This window comes from Fodinicurvata fenggangensis DSM 21160, from assembly GCF_000686045.1.
GTDB lineage: Bacteria > Pseudomonadota > Alphaproteobacteria > Kiloniellales > DSM-21159 > Fodinicurvata > Fodinicurvata fenggangensis.
In genome coordinates this window covers 536,784-558,533 of sequence record NZ_JMLV01000001.1, presented here as the reverse complement: position 1 = coordinate 558,533, position 21,750 = coordinate 536,784, and the positions used below count along the sequence as shown (strand labels likewise).

The following is a 21,750-nucleotide window of genomic DNA, read 5'->3' as shown; positions in this document are numbered from 1 at the left end:
CCGGCGCGAATATGCGCTAGGCTGCAAGTCAGTTGAGTGCGCGGGTCAGTCCGTCAAAGAGTCCGGAGCCATCGGTGCTTCCCTGAAGTGGCTCTGTCGCATTTTCGGGATGAGGCATCAGGCCCAGGATTCGCCTCGAAGCGCTGAGTATCCCCGCAATTTCGTCACGCGATCCGTTGGGATTACTTCGATTGTCCTGCCCGCCTTGAGCCGAACAGTAACGAAAGGCAATACGCTCCTCGTCACGCAGTCTTTTCAATTCTTCATCGTCGGCATAATAGCACCCGTCGTGATGCGCGACGGGCACCTGTATTACCTGGCCGTTCTGATAACCGGTCGTGAAAGGGCTCTCGGCGGTCTCTATGCGCAGGCAAACATCGCGGCACACGAACTTCAAACCTGCATTGCGCAACAAGGCGCCTGGCAGAAGGCCGGCCTCCGTCAGAATCTGGAATCCATTACAGATGCCGAGTACGGCAACTCCTTTTTCAGCCTGTCGGACAACTTCCTTCATGACAGGCGAATGGGCCGCCATGGCCCCTGCACGCAGATGGTCGCCATAGGAAAAACCACCTGGCAGGACAATCAAATCAACGTCAGGAAAACTGGCATCCTTGTGCCAGATCACCCGCGGGGCGTGACCGGTGGCATGTTCCAATGCCATGACCACGTCCTTTTCACGGTTTGTGCCCGGAAAGCGAATAACGGCAGTTTGCATGATCTTGCTCAGGCCTCGATTTCGACCTGGTAGTTCTCGATGACAGTGTTGGCCAACAGCTTTCGGCACATCTCGTCGACTTCTGCCCGGGCCTTTTCGGGATCGGATTCCTTCAAGTCGAGCTCAAGGTACTTTCCCTGTCGAACCTCTTCCACACCTTCGAATCCGAGCGCACCCAGCGCATGCGAAATGGTCTTTCCCTGAGGGTCCAGAACACCGGGTTTGAGCGTTACGTGAATACGGGCTTTCATCACCAGATCCCTGCCTGCTTCGATCGCGCGGAGACTACCCCCCTGGCCCCGGGGTCGCAACGTCCGATCGGCCACTTTCGGCTTCCGTAACAGGCTGGTCGTAAACAGGCCAATCAAGTAGGTTCCGCGAGAGGATCGATAAACACACCGGATACTGCACGCATGCCCTTGATGGAGTTCAGTCGTTTTCGCGAACTACGGGCTGAGAATGACCGAAAAGCCGCAAATGAACCGCGCTTTGACGATGGGTTTCGCCGCAAGCTGGAGGAACTTCTGTACTGGCGCAGGGATGTGCGGCATTTCAGTTCCGTGAGCCTTCCCCAGGACAGACTTGAGGAAACCCTGGAGCTTGCCTGTGATACGGCGCCATCGGTCGGGAACAGCCAGCCCTGGCGTTTCATCAAGGTGTCCGACCCGGAAGACAGGCACGCAGTTGTTCGCAATTTCCAGGTCTCGAACGAAGAGGCTCTGCGTTTCCAAGCCCGGGAACGGCGCCAGCTATATGCCAGCATGAAGCTTGAAGGCTTGCACCAGGCACCGGAACAATTGGCTGTCTTCTGCAACGAGGAGACCAAACAGGGGCATGGCTTGGGACAGGCGACAATGCCGGAAACCAGACGGTATTCCGTTGTGATGGCAATCCATACACTATGGTTGCTCTTGCGCGGGCAGGGGATTGGCATGGGTTGGGTCTCGATCCTGGATCCGGACCAACTCAAACGGGATCTGGCGGTTCCCGAGACCTGGAGTTTTGTTGGTTATCTTTGCATAGGCTATCCCTTGCGAGCCAGCCCGGTTGCCGAACTGGAGGAAACAGGCTGGCAGGCACGCGAAAAACCTGCAGCGGCCATCATGCACGAGCACTCGTGAGGTGCTGTCTGCCTACTTGGCGCGGCCTACTTGTCTCGGTCTATTTATTTCGGCGGGATTGTCGAATGATCAGGCTGATAAAGAGAGCAACCAGAAAGCCGGCACCAATCAGGGCAAAGAGCAGGGGACCCCAATAGGCCTCGATACCGGCATACTGCAGATCTGTGTAAGCGTTCAGCGACAGCAGCCCGACACCGGCTATGAAGAAGCTGGCTACGATGAGAACCAGCAACGGTCCCCGGCCTGGACGATGTCCACTCATTGCATGACCTTTGGTGGCTTCATGTCGACAGGGCCGGCTTCGGGCAATACGCCGAGACGACGCGCCACTTCCTGGTAAGCTTCCTCGACCTTGCCCAGGTCGCGACGGAAGCGATCCTTGTCCATCTTCTCATTCGTGGCAACGTCCCAGAGGCGACAGCTGTCCGGACTAATCTCATCGGCAAGAACGATACGCATCTGGTCATCTTCCCAGAGACGTCCGAACTCCAGCTTGAAATCCACCAGTTTGAGGCCAATACCCAGGAAAAGTCCGTTCAGGAAATCATTGATGCGCAAGGTCAGTTGCAGCATTTCGTCCAGGTCCTGCGGGCTGGCCCAGCCGAAAGCCGTAATGTGTTCTTCGGTAACCATTGGATCGCCAAGCGCATCATCCTTCAGGCAGTATTCGACAATTGCGCGGGGCAGGATGGTTCCCTCTTCGATACCCAGACGTTTGCTGATGGAGCCTGCCGCGACATTGCGCACGATGATTTCCAGGGGAATGATCTCGACTTCACGGATCAGCTGTTCACGCATGTTCAGGCGGCGCACGAAGTGCGTGGGGATGCCGATCTCCTCCAATTTCTGCATCAGAAATTCGGAGATCCGGTTGTTCAGGACGCCCTTGCCCGCGATCAAGCCCTGCTTCTGGTTGTTGAAGGCAGTGGCATCGTCCTTGAAGTACTGAACCAACGTCCCAGGCTCGGGGCCTTCAAAGAGTACCTTGGCCTTGCCTTCGTAGATTTTCTTGCGCCGCATTATGCTATCCGATCGCCGAGCAGGTTGGTTGGAAAGTTGGACCAAGATCCGGAAGCCAGAGTCCCGTATCTTTCCTTCTTGTATAGCAGTGACTGGGAGGGCGAACAATCGCAGCTAATGCAGGTCTGAAGCGCTTTAACGCCAACTCACAGGCTGGCCTGGACCACCCACTATTTCGCATCTGCAAGAGAATACTTGATTGTTATGCTGCACTGCGGGATAAGCGCGGCTTCATGATTCTTCGCCAGGATCCGGTATAGCCGGATGGCTTCTCCGGCCGCCTATCCGCCGGACAACAAAGAAACCAAGGATTTCCTGCAGGCCGAGTCGCCTGCAGCTTGCCTGTATTCAACGGAAACTCATGCCATCATTCTCTGCCTACCGCGAGCAGTGGTTGGGCAACCTGCGCGCGGATGTACTCTCCGGCCTTGTTGTCGCCTTGGCGCTGATCCCGGAAGCCATCGCCTTCTCAATCATTGCAGGAGTCGACCCGAAGGTCGGGCTTTATGCATCCTTCTCGATTGCTGTCATCACGGCCTTTACCGGGGGGCGGCCTGGCATGATCTCGGCGGCCACGGCAGCGACGGCCGTACTGATGATTACGCTGGTTCGCGACCACGGTCTGGAATACCTGCTGGCCGCAACCATACTGGCGGGCGTACTGCAGATTGCCGCTGGCTATCTTCGTCTCGGGTATGCGATGAGGTTCGTTTCCCGATCGGTGATGACGGGCTTCGTGAACGCCTTGGCGATCCTCATTTTCCTGGCACAGATACCCGAACTGACGGGCGTTCCCTCACTGACCTATGTCATGGTTGCGGCCGGTTTGGCGATTATCTATCTCTTTCCGCGCGTGACCAAAGCAATCCCGTCTCCCTTGGTTTGTATCCTTGTGCTCACGGGCGTTTCCATAAGCTTGGGGATGGACCTGCGCACAGTCGGGGATATGGGGGAGCTGCCGTCGACTCTTCCTGTCTTTCTGCTTCCGGATATCCCCTTAACGCTGGAGACAATCTCGATCATCCTGCCGTATTCCGCGGCTGTGGCTGCTGTCGGTCTTCTGGAATCCCTCATGACAGCCTCCATCGTTGATGAGCTGACGGATACACCCAGTGACAAGAATCGGGAATGTATTGGTCAGGGGCTTGCCAACACGGCTACCGGCTTCATTGGCGGCATGGCAGGCTGTGCCATGATCGGGCAGTCCATCATCAACATCAAATCCGGCGGTCGTGGACGTCTGTCCTCATTCTCTGCGGGCGTGTTCCTGCTGTTCATGATTGTCGTGCTAGGTGACTGGGTGAAGCAGATTCCCATGGCCGCGCTTGTTTCCATCATGATCATGGTGGCCATCGGAACTTTCAGTTGGTCCTCGATACGGAACCTCAAGCATCATCCACGCAGTTCGTCCCTGGTCATGCTTGCCACGGTGGCCTGCGTCGTGGTGACCCACAACCTGGCCATTGGTGTTTTGGTTGGCGTTCTGCTTTCAGGAATATTCTTTGCCTGGAAGATTGCCCGGATATTCGAGGTCAATTCGGAGCTGTCGGAGGATGAAACCTCGAGGGTCTACAGGGTTCAGGGGCAGCTTTTCTTTGCCTCGGTCGAGGATTTCATGGCCGCCTTTGATTTCCGCGAAGCGCTCGAGAAGGTGACGATCGATGTCAGTCGTGCCCATATCTGGGACCTGTCCAGTGTGGCAGCCCTGGACACTGCGGTTCTCAAGTTTCGTCGCGAAGGCGCGATTGTAGAGTTAACAGGTCTCAATGAAGCCAGTCGCACCCTGGTGGGCAGACTTGGAATACATGACAAGCCGGATGCCATGGAGCGCCTGCTGGGCCATTAGGAAGGAAGAAGCATGTCCAAACTCGTCGCCTTCATTGATGGCTCCGTCTATTCCAAAAGCGTATGCGAACATGCGGCCTGGCTGGCCAAGGGGATGGAACTTCCTTTGGAAATCCTGCATGTGCTTGGCCGCCGGGAAACCTCGAGCACGCCTTCCGACCTGAGTGGCAGTATTTCCCTGGGAGCGCGTTCCTCCCTGTTGAAAGAGCTCACGGAACTGGATGAACAGCGCGCGCAACTGGCACAGAAACGCGGGCGTCTGATCCTGAACGAGGCGAAATCAGCACTGAACGAAGCAGGGGGGCAGTCGGTTGCGACACGACTGCGAACCGGGGATATTTTGGCGGCTGTTGAGGAATTTGAGGCCCTGGCCGAAATGCTGGTGGTCGGAAAACGTGGTGAAGCTGCCGATTTTGCCCGCCTCCATCTTGGTTCCAATCTGGAGCGTATCGTTCGCAGCAGCAGTAAACCAATCCTGGTTGCAGCACGGGCCTACAAGCCAATCCACAGGGTTCTGGTAGCGTTTGACGGCGGGGCCAGTTGCCGCAAGGCAATTACCTATATGGCCAGCAATCCCCTGTTCGCAGATCTGTCATGTCATCTGCTCTTGGTCGGAGATGACAGTGACGGCAACAGGCGGTCCCTGGAAGCAGCACAGAATGAACTTGAGGAAGCGGGGCGCGTTGTCACCACCGAACGGCTTCAAGGACAGCCCGAGAAGCTTATAGCCACGTCCGTCGAGAAAGAGGCAGCAAACCTGCTGGTCATGGGAGCATATGGGCATTCGCGGATACGCAGCTTGATCATCGGGAGCACGACAAGCGAGATGATCCGCTCCTGCCTCGTCCCCGTCATGCTCTTCCGTTGATGCGTCTTCAGACCAGTCAGCGCGCCGACCTTTCCGGATGAAGGAAGCAGCTGGTCTGGTGGTCGTTGACCAGTCCTGCAGCCTGCATGAAGGCGTAACAGATCTTGGGACCGACAAAGCGAAAGCCAGCCCGTTTGAGTTTTACCGAGAGATCCTGTGACTCCCTGGTTTCGCTGGGAACTTCTTCCAGCGTGGAATAGCGGTTGATACGCGGCGCATCTGCCAGGCTTTCCCATATGAACCCCGAAAAGCCGCCGGGGTGCCCGTTCATGATTTCGCACCAACTGCGTGCTCCATGGAGGGTTGCCTCAATCTTGCCCCTGTGACGTATGATGCCCGGGTCCTGCAGCAGGCTTTCGACTTCACTGCTCCCCCAGCTAGCCAATTGTTCGGGGTCAAATCCGGCAAATGCCGCGCGGAAGTTCTCGCGTTTCTTAAGGATCGTCAGCCAGGACAGTCCGGCCTGAAAGCCTTCCAGCATCAAGGTCTCGAACAACAGTTTATGGTCTCGCTGAGGGCGCCCCCATTCCTCATCATGATAGGCAATATACAGAGAGTCTTCCGTGACCCAGGAGCAGCGTGACTTGATCATGCGGGAGACACCAGAGGCTCATAGTAGCATGCGGGAAAACCCGCCATCTCACGCCCTTCATTGTTGAAGGGCGGTTTCAAGGGGCCTCGGAAATAACGGTTCACCAGGGCCTGCCAGGTATCAACAGGCTGCAGACGTTGCCGCTCGCAGAGCCATTCGAACCATTTGCGTCCGACCGCCACGTGCCCGATTTCCTCCTCGTATATAGTTTCAAGAATTGCTGCCGAAGCCTCGTCTTCGGCAGCTTTCAGCTTGCGTATCATCTCAGGCGTGACGTCCAGGCCGCGCGCCTCCAGAACCATGGGGACGATGGCCAGGCGGGCGAGCAGGTCCCCGGATGTGGCTTCCGAGGCCTGCCACAAGCCATCATGTGCGGGCAGGGCGCCATAGTACGAGCCCAACTCTTCCAGGCGCGCAGCCAGGAGGAGGAAATGCTTAGCTTCTTCGTCTGCTATGCGGACCCAGTCATCATAGAAGGTGTGCGGAAGTTCCTGATCCGTGAAACGTGCGATGATGTCCCAGGCCAGGTCCACAGCATTCAATTCGATATGTGCCAAGGCATGCAAAAGTGCTGCGCGCCCCTCGGAGCCAGGGCCAATCTTGCGCCTCGGGACATCGCGCGGCGGTCGCAGTACGGGAGAGTCCGGCCGGGCTGGGCGCTGTGGAGGGATAGCATGCCCGACACTGTGCCAGGGTGACTCGCGCCACTGAGTAGCGACAGTGCGCCCAAGCTTGGCTTTCTTCTCGGCGGAAGCGGTTTCAAGAATCCTCACCGCTTCTGCCGAGAGATTTGCGTGGCTCACAGGTTCTGTGCCTCCTCTAGGACAGCGTCCACGTGACCATTGACCTTTACCTTGCGCCAGATCTTGCGGAGTACGCCTTCCTCGTCAATCAGGAAGGTTGAGCGCTCAATGCCCATGAATTTCTTTCCATACATGGATTTCTCAACCCAGGTGCCATAGGCTTCGCACACCGATCCATCTTCATCGGACGCCAGCGTGAAGTTCAGGTTGTGCTTGTCCTTGAACTTGTCGTGAGACTTCACGGAGTCTTTCGAAACTCCGATTACCACGGCATCGGCCCCGAAGAAGTCCGGCAGTGAATCGCGAAAACCGCAAGCCTCTTTGGTGCAGCCCGAGGTGTCATCGCGTGGATAGAAGTACAGGACAACCTTGCGCCCGCGTAGCTCGCTGAGGGATATCTTGCCCCCTCCATCCGTGGGCATGTTGAAATCAGGGGCTTTCTGGCCTTCTTCCAGCGCCATTTGCTTCTCCTTCTTGTGATTTATTTTCTTGTTTCACCCGTGTCAGTCAGCGCCTGAGCGGGGAGCTCGATTCGCTGCCTATAGTATCGGGTAACCGTATCGGCATTGATCGTTAAAGCGTCTTTCAGCTCTTCAAAAGTGGGATACTCAGTGGCTCTGGCAAGGGCGACTTTCAGCGGTGTGTTGGCCTGGCCCTCGTCGAAGTTTTCCCCAACGGTCAGGCGCAGGAAGTTCTGCACCTGTCGGAACAACCGAATGGCACGACTCAAATCCTCCTTTTCATCTTCTCCGATCAAGCCTGCCTGCGCCATTTCGCTGAAGGCCTGCTCGGAGGAGGGAGATATGATTTGCGGGTGGTCCGCGGCATGCTGCAGTTGCAGGTACTGAGCCAGGAAATCCAGATCGTAGAGTCCACCGCGTACATATTTGCAGTCCCATATCGACTTTCCGGGGTGCTCCTTCGTAATTCGCCCGCGCATGTCATGCACGGCCAGGAGGAGCTGTTCGGGGTCGCGGTTTTTGGTCAAGACCTCGTGGATCCGGTCCTTCAGTTCGTTCTGCAGGGCTGTTGGACCGTAAATGACACGTCCCTTGGTCAGGGCCATGTGTTCCCAGGTCCAGGCATCATTCAGTTCGTATTTTGCAAAGCCGTTTACAGACAGGGCGATAGGACCAGCCGCCCCGGAGGGCCGCAAACGTGGATCCACTTCATAAAGTTGACCTTCTGCCGTTAATGCCGTCAGGGCCGTTATTATGCGCTGCGCCAGACGCCCATAGTAAACACTGGCGGACAGGGGCTTTCGTCCGTCGGATTCAGCATGATCGTCTGTTGTCTGATAGAGGAAAACCAAGTCGAGATCGGAACTGAAGGTCATTTCACGCCCGCCCAGTTTTCCAAGCGCCAATACAAGCAACCCACCGTCTGGAACCACCCCGTGCTGCTCAGCCATCTGCGCTTCAACCGTGGGTGTCAGGGCACGAATGACGGCCTCTGCCAGGTCGGACAGGGCCCTCGAAGCCTCGATCGAGGTTATACTGCTTCGCAGAATCTGGACACCGACCTGGAAGCGGTGATCGGCTGTCCAGCGGCGCACCACGTCCAGGCAATCCTCGAAATCTCGCGCGCGATTCAGTTCCTCCTGTAAATGATTTTCCAGGGTTTCCCTGTCCGGTAATGGGTCGAAGAAGTTTGAGTCCAGAACAGCCTCCAACAGGCCGGCATTGCGACTCAGGTGGTCGGCCAGAGCCGGGGCCCGTCCCATGATATCTCCCAATACGTCGAGCAGCTTGGGATTTTGGTACAGCAGCGAGAATAACTGGACTCCCGCGGGTAGCCCGGCGAGGAAGGCATCAAAGCGTGATAGGGCCGTATCAGGATCCAGCGTTTCCCCAAACTGTCCAATAATGGCCGGCATGAGTTCTGTCAGGATCTGTCGTGCCCGTGTCGAGCGGGTGGCACGGTATCGACCATGATGCCAGGCCCGAACGGTATGGAAGACTTTTTCTCCGTCCTGGTAGCCAAGGGTCCGAAGCGTTTTCAGTGTTTCGGGTTCAGGCTCTCCACCCGTGAAGACCAGGTTTCCGGGGCCTGCGAGGCTGGGCGCCTCCTCGAAGAGTTCGGCGTAATGGCGCTCGACGTTTCGCAGGTGACCAAGAAGCTCGTCTCGAAACGGCTGGGGCGTGGGGTGTCCCATGAACCCCGCAATCCTGGAAAGTCCGTCTGCGGTTTCGGGCAGACTATGGGTTTGCTGATCCTCGACCATCTGGAGGCGATGCTCGAGTGTGCGCAGGAAACGATAGGCTTTGTAAAGATCCTGGTGTGCTTCAGCAGAAATGCGTTCAGCCTGCGCGAGTTGTGCCAGGGCATCAAGGGTCTTTGCCGGACGCAACGTAGGTTCGCGTCCTCCGAAGATCAGTTGCTGAACCTGGGCAAAGAATTCGATCTCACGTATCCCGCCGCGTCCCAGTTTGATGTTGTGGCCTTCCACCTCGATGGCCGAACCGCCTTTCTGGGCGTGGATCTGGCGTTTGATGGAATGAATGTCCTGTATCGTCCAGAAGTCCAGGTGCTTGCGCCAGACAAAGGGGGCAAGCTCATTCAGGAACCATGCCCCGAGTTCCAGGTCCCCCGCCGCGGCCCGGGCCTTGATCATGGCTGCACGTTCCCAGTTCTGACCGGTGGATTCGTAATAGGACAAGGCTGCATTAACGGAAAGGGCAAGCGGTGTGGCGCCTGGATCCGGGCGCAGGCGAAGGTCGGTTCGAAAGACGTAACCTTCAGCTGTCCGTTCATCCAGCATGCGTGCCAGGTCCTGGGTCAGGCGAACCATTCGGCTTTGCAGGTCGCGGCTTCCCCTGTAGTCAATATGTTCAGGTGAGTAGAGAACGATCAGGTCTATGTCCGAGGAATAATTGAGTTCCCTTGCGCCGTACTTCCCCATGGCGATCACCAAATAACCACAGTCAGTCAGGGGGTAATCCCGGTTTTTGAGCCTGATTTCGCCGCGTGTATCCGCTTGGAGGAGGAGGTGCGACACAGCGGCATTGATGACTGTATCGGCAAATGCACTGAGTTGTTCGGTTACAGCCGTTACATCCAGCAATCCTGATATGTCGCAAAGGCCCAAAAGCAGGGAGACACGTTTCCTAGCTTTCCTAAGGATACGCATGGCTTCGGAAGTATCTTCGCAGGCGGGAACCTCGTTCTCACACTCCGTGAGGATCTCCTGAAATGTCGCTTCCGGTGTTTGTTCGAGGGCTTTCCCTGTCCAGAGCAGATCGGACAGCAGGCACTGGGTCAGGTAGGGCGAGTACCCAAAAATGACATCTAGTAATTGAGATACCTGCGCGTGTTCCAGAATCCTGTTGAGTTTACCCTGTTGTTCCTCGTCCAGATGTTGGAGTCGTTCCGCAAGGTGTTTTCGCCCAACAGATGTCCGCTCGTTGTCCCCGGGCGGAGGCAATGTAGCTAACCGGGACAACAGGCTTGAAGACATGATTCAGATTCCTTTGATCGACACGCGCATTAACGGAGCCTCCGTTGCCGGAAGTCCTTGGTCAAGTCCTGCTCCGACAAAGCTGGAATTGGACGATTATGTTCTGTGCGGACGCAGACTGGACAGGTAGGATTGTTTCATGCCGTTCCGCAGTGCTCATAGGATTCTGAACCTCGCTTCCGCATTACTCATCCTGGCCGTTGTACTGCTGGTTTTTGCGGGGTGGCGACTGTCCCAGCAACCTGTTTCCCTCGACTTTCTGGCGCCGGTTCTTGAAGAGAACCTGTCATCCACCACAGGAGACATCCGGGTCGATGTCGGCGAAACCTACCTGGCTTGGTCAGGGACCACGCACCGGCTGGGTCTGCAGGCGCGCGATTGGCGTGTTTATGACGATCAGGACCAGCTGCTTGCCAGTTTCCCGCGCGCCGATGTCGTTTTCAGTCTGACAGAGTTGTTAAAGGGGAACCTGGCCCCTGTTGAAATCGATATCCTGGACGCACGGGTCAATCTCGTTCGGGACCAGGAGGGACAGTTCCGGATGGGCGGCATGGGCCAGAATACAGAGTCCGAAGAGGGGTTCAACGAGCTTGCCGAAAGGTTTCTCGGGCGAATGCAGTCCGAGCCGCATGGGGATGAACCGTGGTCCTATCTTCAAAAGCTGCATGTTACGCGTGCCGAATTGGTCCTTGAGGACAGGCGTCTCGAAACCGTTTTTTCAGCCGAGAATTCAAACATAGACATATGGCGTGAACCATCAGGGATTGGCGGGCAAGCAGATCTGGACCTGCGGCTGGGCGATCAACTGACGCCTTTGGCCACGACATTCCATTATGGCAAGGCCAGTGATGCCATTGATATGAATCTCAGCCTGAGGGGTTTCGATCCCACTGCGACGGGATCAACCTTTGATTCCTTCCTTCCCCAATCTCGATTGTTGTCCGGACTGGAGTTCACGCTTGATGCCCAATTTCAGGGCCAGGTGCCGCTTTCGGGCAGCTTGCCATACGGCAGTTTTACCATGAACTCGCAGGGAGGGGCTCTGAACCTGCCAAGTCATTTCAAGCGTAGGATTGCCTTTGAGTCACTGTCCGTTGAGGGTGAACTGCATTCTGAAGAAGAACACCGTCTGACCGTATCAGATGCAAGTCTTGTGCTGTTGCGCCCCAAGACTGAGCAATCAGGTCCGGCAGTTTCCATTTCGGCTGAGCTTGAAGCTTTGAAGGCAGGATACAGCGTAGGACTTGAGGGGGAAGTCCGGGACGTACGCGCTAGGGAACTTTCGCATTTCTGGCCTCTCGACGTGGCCGAGAACGCACGTGACTGGGTCACTGGCAACATTCGCGCCGGCGGCGTCAACATGTTGAAATTCCAGGCTGCCCTCGGATTGGACGACGCTTTGAATGTCGAGTTGCGTGAAATGGCAGGAGGCTTCGATTACGAAGGGCTGGAAATTCATTCCCTTGACCCCCTTCCACCCGCCGTTTCCACGTCCGGAACAGCAACCTTCAACCCTGATGGGCTGGATTTCGTGGTCTTGGAAGGGCAGGTGAACGGAATTGAGGTGACCGAAGGACTCCTGGATATCTACGGCCTGTCTGGCGAGGACCATCGCCTGGACCTGTCCTTGCAGGCCAACGGCGCCTTGCCTGCTGCATTCCAGATTCTCGAGCACCCGCGCCTTGCTTTGCTGCAGGAAATGGGATTCACGGCAGAGGGAAGCGAGGGCCAGTTCACGACCGATCTCAATTTCGCATTTCCTCTACTGGATGACCTTGAATTCGATGATGTGAATCTGTCCGCAGACGGCCAGCTGAATGACGTTTTCATTGCCAATGCCTTCCTGGAATCAGACATGCGGAGCGGCCCTTTGAACATCCAGGTCACTCAGGATGAAATGCAGGTACAAGGGCCGATGCAGCTTGGCAGTGTAGGGGGGACAGCTAAATGGCGGGAAATCTTTGCGGGTCCGGGATTGCGTACCGATTTGACGGCCGAGATACCAGCGTTGGATGAAGCCGGTTGGGAAATGATCGATGTCGATCCTGCACCCTATCTTTCTGGTCCGGCGGCCGTTTCCCTTTCTGCGCGGGTCTATGCCGATGAGCGTGCAGAAATAGATGTGCAAGCCGACCTGTTCGACACTGAGGTGCATCTTCCCGAACTGCAGTGGCGGAAACCTGCCAGCCGGGAAGGGGACCTGGCCGCTAAGTTGGTGCTTCAGGGAGAGCGTTTCCTTGGTGCAGAGAGTTTTGATCTGACAACCGGAAATATGCAGGCTGCTGGTGTCGTCACCATGAACGAGACGGGCGAGGAGATACAGGAAGCCGCTCTCTCCAGCTTTCAAATGGACCGCTCGCGCCTTCAGGATATCGTGATAAGGCGCCCTTCCAGCGGAGCGCTCGAAGTTGAACTTGGAGGAGGAGTACTGGATCTCGTTCCCTTGATGGAGGATAGCGAAGATACAGGCGACAGCGAGAATTATGCCGTCACTGAGACCGAGAATTCGCAAGATTTGGTGATCCGTGCACCGGGGCTGTCCAGGGTCTATTTCTCGCAGGACCGCTATTTCGAGAACCTGTCTATCTCGGCAGAGCGAAGGGACGGTCTCTGGTTGATGGCGCGGGCACAAGCTGACTTGCCTGGCAACCAGGCGGTTTCAGATTCCGGCATTCCCATACCGGATGGCCTGCGGTTGCAGTATGGGCCGGGAGAAACAGAGGGATACACGCTTGAACTCACGGCCAGTGACATGGGGGCCCTTCTTGAGGCCACAGGTTTGACGGGAGGCATTCGTGGAGGAGCCATGCGTATTTCGGGTGAAGCCAATGGGCCTTATCCCCGAGAGCCGCTCAATCTGCGCATCTGGTCACAGGACTTTCGACTGGTGAATGCTCCGGCCATGGCCCAGCTTCTGACAGTTGCCTCGTTGAGTGGTATTGCCAATCTCATGAGCGGCGAAGGGATCGTCTTTGAACGCCTGCATGGAGATGCAATTGTTTATGAAAGCCAGATCACGAGCGAATTGATCCAGGCAAATGGCCCCTCACTCGGGATTACGGCCAAGGGCCGGCTGGATATGGAGGGCGAGGCCACAGATATCCGCGGGACCCTTGTTCCGGCCTATTCGATTAACAGCGTTCTGGGATCCATTCCGCTGATCGGCGACCTCTTGACCGGTGGAGAGGGTGAGGGGATTCTGGGTTTCAGCTATGCGGTAAGCGGTCCCATCGAGGATCTCGACATAGCGGTGAACCCGCTCTCCGTTTTGGCGCCGGGATTTCTCAGGCAACTCTTCAATATCTCGCCCGATACCAGTCCGCCAGGCGAAAGTGGAAATGAAGACGGGGCCGAGGCATCGGCAGACAATGACCCGGCCTTTGAAACCCGTCCTCCCTCAACAGGAAGATAAGCCCTAGCTTGTTTCGACCAGGGCGTGACGTTTCCGACCCGCGGATATACGGATGCTGCTGTCCGTGAAGTCGCTGTCTGTCACCAGATAACCCTCATCGTCAATCCGCGCCTCGTTGATTCGCGCGCCACCGCCCTTGATCAGGCGTCGGGCTTCGCCATTCGACTTGCTGAGGCCTGCTTCACGCAGGAGTTCATAAAGCGGGACACCGGAAATCAAGCGGGCGCGGTCAATCGAAACCTTTGGCAATCCTTCGCCGCTTTGTCCTTCCTCGAATGTCTTGCGCGCCGTTTCCGCTGCTCCACGGGCTGCCTCTTCACTGCGACAGAGAGCTGTCGCCTCTTGTGCCAGGATCTTCTTCGCCTCGTTGATTTCCTGGCCTTCCAGTTTTTCGAGGCGCTCGATCTCGTCCAGAGGCAACTCCGTGAACAGCCTGAGGAAACGGCCGACGTCCGCATCCTCGGTATTGCGCCAGAATTGCCAGTAGTCATAACTGCTCAAGCGCTCTTCATTCAGCCATATGGCTCCGCCTGCAGTCTTGCCCATTTTCTGGCCAGAGGCCGTGGTGATCAGTGGCGTGGTCAACCCGAAAAGCTGTTTATGATCCAGGCGCCGTGTCAGTTCGATACCGTTGACAATGTTGCCCCACTGGTCCGACCCACCCATTTGCAGCAGGCAATTCTGACGACGCGAGAGTTCCAGGAAATCGTATGCCTGGAGAATCATGTAATTGAATTCCAGGAAGGTGAGCGGCTGTTCGCGATCCAGACGCAGCTTGACCGAGTCGAAGGAGAGCATGCGGTTGACCGAAAAATGCCGGCCAAAATCGCGCAGGAACGCGATGTAATTGAGATCATCCAGCCAATCCGCGTTGTTGACCATCACCGCGTCCGTCGGTCCGTCACCGAAAGTGAGGAACTGTTCGAAGACATTCCGAATGCCTGCCATGTTGTTGGCGATGTCCTCGTTGCTGAGCAACTGACGGGTTTCGTCGCGTCCGGAGGGGTCTCCGATCTTTGTCGTGCCACCGCCCATGAGCACAATCGGCTTGTGTCCTGTCTTCTGTAGCCAACGCAGGTTCATGATCGACATTAGATGCCCGACATGCAGGGAGTCTGCCGTGCAATCGAAACCGATATAGGCCGTGACAGGACCGGCCATCAGCTGATCATCAAGACCTTCCAGGTCGGTGCATTGATGCAGAAAACCGCGGTTGGAAATTTCTTTGAGGAATTCGGACTTCGCCATGTCTTGGATAGCCATTCTGAGGATGCGACGGGCCGAGGGTGATTAGCACAGGGTGCTCAAAGCCTCAATGTACTGTCTTCATACGGCCTGGCGGCGGAACAGGCTTTCGAGCCCTTCCCTGGAGGCTTCGCAGATCCCCGCTTCCGTGATCAGCGCGGTTACGTACTTTGCAGGGGTTACATCGAAGCCGTAATTCACGGCACGGCTATTTTGAGGGAGCAGGTTCACCTTACATAGGTGCCCTTCCTGATCCAAACCGCTTATCTGGCTGACTTCTTCGGGAGATCGCTCTTCAATCGGGATCTGTCCCACACCTTCCTGAAGCTGCCAGTCAATCGTCGGGCTGGGCAGCGCAACATAGAAAGGTATGCCGTTGTCGTGCGCCGCCAAGGCCTTCAGGTAAGTACCGATCTTGTTGCAGACATCCCCGTTTGCGGCCGTCCGGTCCGTCCCCGTGATGCAGAGATCGACCTGTCCCGTCTGCATGAGATGACCACCGGCATTGTCCACGATCACGCTGTGGGGGACGCCGTGTCCGGCCAATTCCCAGGCTGTCAGGCTGGCCCCCTGGTTTCGGGGGCGCGTTTCATCAACCCAGATATGCAGGGGCATGCCGAGGTCATGGGCCTTGTAGATGGGGGCAAGGGCAGTTCCCCAGTCGACAGTCGCCAGCCACCCTGCATTACAATGCGTCAGTATGTTCAGGGGTTTGCCAGACTTTTTTCTGACTGAACATTCCTTGAGTAGCGCAAGCCCATGTGACCCTATGGATTCGTTCAGCGCTGCGTCCTCGTCACAGATGGAACCCGCTATCTCGTACGCCTTTTGCACGCGGTCAGATTCGGGGAAGGAGGACAAACCGACTGTCATGCGTTCCAAGGCCCAGCGCAGGTTGACCGCGGTCGGCCGTGTCGCCAATAGCATGGATACGGCCTGTTCCATAGCATGGTCGCTGCTGTCCTGGCGCAAGGCCAGGCAAAGTCCATAGGCCGCTGTTGCTCCAATCAGGGGCGCACCACGGACCCGCATGGACAGGATTGCCTCAGCTGCTTGCTCAAGGCTGGTCAGTCGATGCGTTGCGAAGTTATGGGGTAAGAGGGTCTGGTCTATGATCTCAACCGACCAGCCGTCTTCCCCCAACCATATGCTGCGGTAGTCTTGATCGCCGACTTTCATGCCTTTTGAGCCACTGCTTGACGTTGCCACCTGACTTTGAATTTCTGACACTCGGGAGAAGACCGCGCAAGAATGGATCGTGCACATAGCACGCTGAGGAGAGATCCTTTGAGCATTTCCCAGGAGCCAACCGCTGAATCCGGGACCAACCAGGCAACCCTGGATCGGCTGTATGCCATCGTTGCCGGGGACGATTCCCAGGATCGGGCCTGTAACGCCATTCCCGAAGATGCATGCACAAATGTGCCGCAGAACTTTTTCCTTAACCTTTTCAATGGCCTGTGTACAAAACTTGCCGAACAACTGATCAGCCCCGGACTGACGTTGCCCTGGTTGCTGACGGCGGTCGGTGCGCCTGGGGCATTGGTTGGTTTCCTATCACCAATCAAGCAGGTTGGTTCTCTGGTGCCGCAACTCTTTGTCGCGGCCCGCATCCGCCAGCTTGCCCGGCGCAAGTGGGTTTGGGTTGGGGCGGGAGGGCTGCAGGCATGCTGTCTGTTGCTGATGGTGCCGTCCATCCTGCTTCTGTCGGGGTGGTCAGCCGGCCTGGCCGTTCTGGCACTGCTTGCGGTGTTCAGTGTTGCAAGTGGTGCAGGCTCAGTCTCTTTCCAGGATGTCATGGGAAAGACGATTCCCAAGGGTCGGCGCGGGCGTCTGCTCGCGGGCCGGGCGGCACTGGGGGGCGTTCTGACGCTGATCGCAGGTTTGGCGTTGCGATTTTTCGTCGGGGAAGACACCGGCTCTGGGCCATACATCCTCCTCCTGCTTGTCTCAGCGGGACTTTGGCTGCTTGCAGCCGTCCTCTTCGCCGGGATCCGCGAGGCCCCAAGCGAACAACAGGGAGGCCACAATGCCATAACCGAGGCCATGAAGGGAATGAGTCTTGTCAGGTCAGTGACTGGGTATCGCAAGTATCTAGCTGCAAGAGCAGCTCTGACATCGGTCGAGGTTGCCATGCCGCTGTTCGTGCTACATGCCTATCAACAGGTTCCAGACGGCATGAATACACTGGCCGTTTTCATTGTGTCTGTCGGCTTGGCGAACATAATGAGCAGCCCGTTCTGGGGACGCCTGTCCGACCGGACAGCACGGCAGGTCATGATGTTGGCAGCAGCTATGGGAGGGACAAGCGGTGTTCTGGCGCTCCTGCTCGGTTGGTGGGTTGGGGACACACTCCCTGTCTTCTATTACGCGCCTGTTTTCTTCCTGCTTGGTGTTGCCGAGGCGGGTGCGCGTGTCGGTCGCAAGACCTATCTCGTGGACGCAGCCCCTTCAAAAGAGCGTCCCCTCTATGTCGCGTTTGCCAATAGCGCGATTGGCCTTGTCGCACTGCTCTTGGGGAGCCTCGGAATCCTGGCTGATGTCTGGGTCCCGGCAAGTGCGATCATGGCTTTCACCGCCCTGGCGTACCTGGGGGGCTTTCTGAGTTATATCATGCCAGAGGCTGATAGAATGGTTGAGCAATGATGCATGTGAGTCACTGGATGTTTCCATGGAAATACTGATCGGGCTCATGAGTGGCACGTCACTGGACGGTGTCGATGTCGCAGCAATAGAAACGGATGGACGCAGCCGGGTTCGCTCGCTTTGCTTTGAGAGTCTGGCTTACAGTGATGCGTTTCGCGATCGCATGCGCCAGCTTTTGAAAGAACCCGATGACCCATCGGCGACAGAAGTCGAGCGTGATTTGACGTTGCAGCACGCTGAAGCCGTGGAGCGATTGCTCGAGCGAAGCGGCCTGCCTCGCAAAGCTGTGAGGGCCATAGGCTTCCATGGCCAGACAATCAGGCATGATCCGTCGAAGCGATACACGTGGCAGATGGGCGATGGTGCCTTGCTCAGCCGGATAGTCGGTATCGACGTGGTCACCGACTTCCGCTCTGCAGACGTCCGTGCCGGAGGGCAGGGAGCTCCACTTGCTCCCCTGTATCATGCCGTGAAATCGGTAGACCTGACAAAGCCCCTGGCCATCCTGAATCTTGGTGGCGTTGGCAACGTCACGTGGGTTGGTCCCGACCGCGAAGCCATTCTTGCCTTCGATACCGGCCCGGGAAATGCCTTGATTGACGATTGGGTCTATCGCGCGACAGGTCGTGCTTGTGACCTGGGTGGAGAGTTTGCTGAAAGAGGGAGGATGGACCCGTGCGTTCTCGCTGAGCTTTTGACTCATTCATATTTTGAAGAAAAGCCACCCAAGTCCCTTGATAGAAACAGTTTCTCCTTCTCGAATCTGGAGGAGCTGTCACTGGAGGATGGGGCCGCAACCCTGACAGCCTTTACGGCGGCCGCCGTCGGGCGCGGGCAGGCCTTCTTCCCCCTTGAAGCCACGCGCTGGTTGGTTTGCGGGGGAGGGCGGCACAACCCAGCCATCATGAAGGCATTGGCGGGGGAACTGACCGGGTCGGTCGAGCCCGTCGAATCTGTCGGCTGGAACGGAGATGCCCTGGAGGCTGAGTGCTTTGCCTATCTGGCTTCGCGCAGCCTGCAGGGGTTGCCGATATCACTGCCCCTCACAACAGGTGTTCCGCACGCCATGCGTGGCGGACGTCTCTTTGCTGCCGGAGTGTAAAATCTAAACTATCAAATGCCCTTAGGATTCCAGCTTTTCAGGAGTTACCTGGCCATTCTGGATGCGGGCAATGTAGTCCTCGGTAATGCTATCAAGCTTTTCCAGATGTCCCTGGAAGAAGTGGTTGGCGCCTTCCACAACGTTATGTTCGATGGATATGTCCCGTTGGTGTGCAAGCTTGTCGACCAGCTTCTTGACCGAGGCTTCGGGGACGATCTCGTCGGTCGTGCCCTGAACGACAAGTCCGGAAGACGGGCAGGGGGCCAGGAAGCTGAAATCGTAGAGGTTGGCGGGAGGCGCCACCGAAATGAAGGACGAGATTTCCGGACGGCGCATCAGGAGTTGCATGCCGATCCAGGCACCGAAGGAAAAACCGGCTACCCAGCAGGTCGAGGCATTGGTGTTGTACATCTGCAGCCAATCGAGCGCCGATGCGGCGTCCGACAATTCGCCCTCACCGCGGTCATAAGTTCCCTGACTGCGACCGACACCTCGGAAATTGAAGCGCAAAACCGAAAAGCCTTGCCGCGCAAAGGCATGGAAGAGGGTATAAACAATCTTGTTGTTCATGGTCCCCCCATGCTGCGGATGGGGGTGCAGGATCAGGGCAATCGGTGCGTTGTCCGCACTGGCGTGCTGATAGCGGCCTTCCAGCCGACCGGCCGGACCATTGATGATAACGTCAGGCATGCGTTCGGGTCACCTTGCAGTATATGCCACATAAAATGCGCCCAAAGCGCACTTTTTCAAGATATCGGATCGTCAGTACCCGCTGTGGCTCCGGCAAAAGTTGACCAATTTAATCAGGAAGCTTATATGCCGTACACGAGCGGGTGTGTCGACCGTACTTGCGGCCGGGCCGGAAAATAGCCGACGGAACGAGCAATGTTCAAGACTTTACGCGCCGAAATTGATGCAACAATGGCTCGCGATCCGGCAGCGCGGTCGGCTTTGGAAGTCATCCTGTGCTATCCCGGTTTCCAGGCCCTCCTGTTTTACAGGCTGTCGCGCTGGTTCTGGATGCGGAACATCAAGCTTTTTGCACGCTGGATTTCGCAGCTGGGACGTTTCCTTACGGGCATAGAAATCCATCCGGGTGCACGGATTGGCTGCCGTTTCTTCATCGATCACGGGATGGGCGTGGTTATAGGCGAGACAGCCGAGATCGGGGATGATGTCACGCTCTATCATGGGGTCACACTGGGTGGTGTGGCACCAAGCGTGGACAGCGATAGCCAGCGCAACCAGAAGCGCCATCCTAGTCTTGAGAATGGTGTCATTGTCGGTTCTGGTGCACAGATCCTGGGACCGATAACAGTAGGACAGGATGCCCGTGTCGGCGCAAATGCCGTCGTAACCAAGGCTGTACCGGCCAGGACGACCGTTGTCGGAATACCAGCCAAATCGATCCAGCCCTCTGCCATGGCAGGCAGTGAGGACTTCATGGCGTATGGCACACCAACGGGTGAAATCCCCGACCCCATTGCGCGCGCCCTGGACGGGCTCCTGGACGAAGTCCAGAACCTGCGGGCCCGTGTAGGCGAACTGGAGAATGGTGGGGAAGGGGCTGCCCAGGACAGCGTTACGCAAGCAGGCGATACGGACCAGGGCACAGAGGCCGAGAAGAAAGGCGAGAACCTGAGCGGCAAGTGCTGAGACCGGAATCCTTATTTCATGTCAATCGCCCCCCTTTACCTGGATTACAATGCGACAGCACCGATGAGACCGGAGGCACTCGAGGCCTTCTGCAGTGCTGCTGAGCAGACTGGTAACGCCTCATCCGTCCATGCATTCGGGCGTGCCGCGCGCAAACTGGTCGAAGAATCGCGCCGCTGTATTGCGCGCTGTATCGAGGCTGATCCTGCTCAGGTGATTTTCGTCAGTTGCGGTACGGAAGCCAACGCGACTGCACTCGGCAGCATCATCAACGGACAGAAGGCAGATAATCTCATCGTCTCTTCCGTGGAGCACCCCTCAGTGCTGCAGGCCATTCCCGAGACGACGCGGACAGTTCCGGTGGATTCGAGTGGGCATCTGTCGCCGGCGACTCTGCGCGAGACCCTGGAAGACGTTCCGGAGGGAGCCCGCGTTTCAATCATGCTTGCCAATAACGAGACGGGAATCTTGCAACCCATCTCGGAAATAGCAGATGTCGTCCACGCCAAGGGAGGTCTGCTTCATTGTGATGCCGTCCAGGCACTTGGAAAGCTTCCGCTGTCATTCAGTCAACTTGGAGCGGACATGATCAGCCTGTCCGCCCACAAGCTGGGCGGTCCTCAAGGGGTTGGCGCGCTGGTCTTGCGCAAGGGCTTGCATCTGGAAGCATACCTGCGCGGAGGCGGGCAAGAGGGGCGTCGCCGTGCCGGAACCGAAAATGTAGCCGGCATTGCCGCCTTTGCGGCCGCTGTAGAGGCGGCAGTGGCGGAACTGTCCCAGTTCCAAAGCCTGGAGAATGCCCACCGTAAGATGGAAGAAAGATTGCGGAATGCTGCGCCGGAGGCTGTTGTTTTCGGGACTGAAAGCGAGCGTCTGCCGAATACCAGCTGCGTTGCCATGCCGGGTGTTTCGGCAGAACTGCAGCTTATGGCCCTTGACCTTGAGGGACTTGCTGTCTCTTCCGGTTCGGCCTGCTCTTCAGGAAAGGTCGAGCCTTCCCACGTGCTGACGGCCATGGGAGCGGACAAAACCTTAGCTGCAAATGCTCTGCGCATCTCTAGCGGGTGGGCAAGTTCTCCATCGGATCTGGAACGTTTCAGCCAGGCCTGGATCGATATCTATCGACGACAGCAGCGTGCCGCCTAGCCTGAGCAATGCGCGTGACCCCCGTATCCTGTTTCTGCTATGGGCTAGGGCACAGACCCGGAACCTGGCCCCTTGGCACCTGGCCCCCTGGCACCTGGCTAAGGCCACCGGCATTTGAC

General features: G+C 57.1%; 19 protein-coding genes and 1 other annotated feature. Of the genes, 8 read left to right on the top strand and 11 right to left on the bottom strand.

The features are described 5' to 3' along the window. Positions 1-28: 28 nt before the first annotated feature. Entirely contained in the window at positions 29-718 is a 690-nt protein-coding gene (gene purQ / locus BP38_RS0102645) for a phosphoribosylformylglycinamidine synthase subunit PurQ (protein ID WP_026986456.1), read from the bottom strand. A gap of 8 nt (positions 719-726) precedes the next feature. Then, a complete protein-coding gene (gene purS, locus BP38_RS0102640; protein ID WP_026986455.1) occupies positions 727-969 on the bottom strand; it encodes a phosphoribosylformylglycinamidine synthase subunit PurS in 243 nt (80 codons plus the stop codon). A 162-nt stretch (positions 970-1,131) separates the two neighbouring features. Between purS and bluB the strand changes: the two genes are divergently transcribed. Beyond that, complete coding sequence (gene bluB / locus BP38_RS18645) at positions 1,132-1,839, top strand: 5,6-dimethylbenzimidazole synthase (protein ID WP_245602298.1); 708 nt, start codon at positions 1,132-1,134, stop codon at positions 1,837-1,839. A 40-nt stretch (positions 1,840-1,879) separates the two neighbouring features. Here the strand turns inward: bluB and BP38_RS0102630 are convergent, their stop codons facing one another. After that, positions 1,880-2,101 carry a hypothetical protein gene (locus tag BP38_RS0102630; RefSeq protein ID WP_026986454.1) on the bottom strand — a complete coding sequence of 74 codons (222 nt, stop codon included), beginning with the start codon at positions 2,099-2,101 and terminating at the stop codon, positions 1,880-1,882. Then, positions 2,098-2,862 (bottom strand): phosphoribosylaminoimidazolesuccinocarboxamide synthase, encoded by a 765-nt coding sequence (gene purC, locus BP38_RS0102625; RefSeq protein WP_026986453.1) that lies wholly within the window; start codon positions 2,860-2,862, stop codon positions 2,098-2,100. The genes BP38_RS0102630 and purC overlap by 4 nt, the downstream gene beginning before the upstream one ends. Before the next feature lie 241 nt (positions 2,863-3,103). Beyond that, positions 3,104-3,157, top strand: a sequence feature (sul1 is cis-regulatory element that is thought to sense ions involved in sulfur or methionine metabolism; They are found in Alphaproteobacteria). Positions 3,158-3,220: 63 nt separating this feature from the next. Between purC and BP38_RS0102620 the strand changes: the two genes are divergently transcribed. Together BP38_RS0102620 and BP38_RS0102615 are read left to right on the top strand one after the other, a co-directional pair. After that, entirely contained in the window at positions 3,221-4,705 is a 1,485-nt protein-coding gene (locus BP38_RS0102620; RefSeq protein ID WP_026986452.1) for a SulP family inorganic anion transporter, read from the top strand. A gap of 12 nt (positions 4,706-4,717) precedes the next feature. Then, complete coding sequence (locus BP38_RS0102615; protein ID WP_026986451.1) at positions 4,718-5,572, top strand: universal stress protein; 855 nt, start codon at positions 4,718-4,720, stop codon at positions 5,570-5,572. 16 nt (positions 5,573-5,588) lie between these two features. Here BP38_RS0102615 and BP38_RS0102610 read toward each other — a convergent pair whose 3' ends face one another. From BP38_RS0102610 to BP38_RS0102595, 4 genes are read right to left on the bottom strand one after another with little or no spacing between them, the layout of a single operon-like run. Beyond that, complete coding sequence (locus BP38_RS0102610; RefSeq protein WP_026986450.1) at positions 5,589-6,164, bottom strand: DNA-3-methyladenine glycosylase I; 576 nt, start codon at positions 6,162-6,164, stop codon at positions 5,589-5,591. Next, complete coding sequence (locus BP38_RS18640) at positions 6,161-6,967, bottom strand: ferritin-like domain-containing protein (RefSeq protein WP_035723166.1); 807 nt, start codon at positions 6,965-6,967, stop codon at positions 6,161-6,163. The genes BP38_RS0102610 and BP38_RS18640 overlap by 4 nt, the downstream gene beginning before the upstream one ends. Then, positions 6,964-7,428 (bottom strand): thioredoxin-dependent thiol peroxidase, encoded by a 465-nt coding sequence (bcp, locus tag BP38_RS0102600; RefSeq protein WP_026986449.1) that lies wholly within the window; start codon positions 7,426-7,428, stop codon positions 6,964-6,966. Before bcp ends, BP38_RS18640 begins: the two co-directional genes overlap by 4 nt. Positions 7,429-7,448: 20 nt before the next feature. Next, positions 7,449-10,424, bottom strand: coding sequence for a bifunctional [glutamine synthetase] adenylyltransferase/[glutamine synthetase]-adenylyl-L-tyrosine phosphorylase (locus BP38_RS0102595; protein ID WP_026986448.1), 2,976 nt, complete (start codon positions 10,422-10,424; stop codon positions 7,449-7,451). 139 nt (positions 10,425-10,563) lie between these two features. Between BP38_RS0102595 and BP38_RS0102590 the strand changes: the two genes are divergently transcribed. Beyond that, positions 10,564-13,836 (top strand): YhdP family protein, encoded by a 3,273-nt coding sequence (locus BP38_RS0102590; RefSeq protein WP_026986447.1) that lies wholly within the window; start codon positions 10,564-10,566, stop codon positions 13,834-13,836. A gap of 3 nt (positions 13,837-13,839) precedes the next feature. Here BP38_RS0102590 and tyrS read toward each other — a convergent pair whose 3' ends face one another. Then, a complete protein-coding gene (tyrS, locus tag BP38_RS0102585; protein WP_035723163.1) occupies positions 13,840-15,084 on the bottom strand; it encodes a tyrosine--tRNA ligase in 1,245 nt (414 codons plus the stop codon). Positions 15,085-15,162: 78 nt separating this feature from the next. Further along, on the bottom strand, positions 15,163-16,260 hold the full coding sequence (gene mtnA, locus BP38_RS0102580; protein ID WP_026986445.1) for an S-methyl-5-thioribose-1-phosphate isomerase: 1,098 nt from the start codon (positions 16,258-16,260) through the stop codon (positions 15,163-15,165). Positions 16,261-16,368: 108 nt separating this feature from the next. On the opposite strand from mtnA, the gene BP38_RS0102575 reads away from it, so the two are divergent. Both BP38_RS0102575 and BP38_RS0102570 read left to right on the top strand, forming a co-directional pair. Further along, positions 16,369-17,727, top strand: a complete 1,359-nt coding sequence (locus tag BP38_RS0102575) for an MFS transporter (protein ID WP_211250219.1) — start codon at positions 16,369-16,371, stop codon at positions 17,725-17,727. A gap of 25 nt (positions 17,728-17,752) precedes the next feature. Next, positions 17,753-18,829, top strand: a complete 1,077-nt coding sequence (locus BP38_RS0102570; protein ID WP_026986443.1) for an anhydro-N-acetylmuramic acid kinase — start codon at positions 17,753-17,755, stop codon at positions 18,827-18,829. A gap of 21 nt (positions 18,830-18,850) precedes the next feature. Here the strand turns inward: BP38_RS0102570 and BP38_RS0102565 are convergent, their stop codons facing one another. Next, on the bottom strand, positions 18,851-19,519 hold the full coding sequence (locus tag BP38_RS0102565; protein WP_026986442.1) for an alpha/beta hydrolase: 669 nt from the start codon (positions 19,517-19,519) through the stop codon (positions 18,851-18,853). A 195-nt stretch (positions 19,520-19,714) separates the two neighbouring features. On the opposite strand from BP38_RS0102565, the gene cysE reads away from it, so the two are divergent. Beyond that, positions 19,715-20,485: a serine O-acetyltransferase gene (cysE, locus tag BP38_RS0102560; protein ID WP_026986441.1), complete on the top strand. Its 771-nt coding sequence runs from the start codon at positions 19,715-19,717 to the stop codon at positions 20,483-20,485. 18 nt (positions 20,486-20,503) lie between these two features. After that, positions 20,504-21,631 carry a cysteine desulfurase family protein gene (locus BP38_RS0102555; protein ID WP_026986440.1) on the top strand — a complete coding sequence of 376 codons (1,128 nt, stop codon included), beginning with the start codon at positions 20,504-20,506 and terminating at the stop codon, positions 21,629-21,631. The last annotated feature ends 119 nt before the right edge of the window (positions 21,632-21,750 follow it).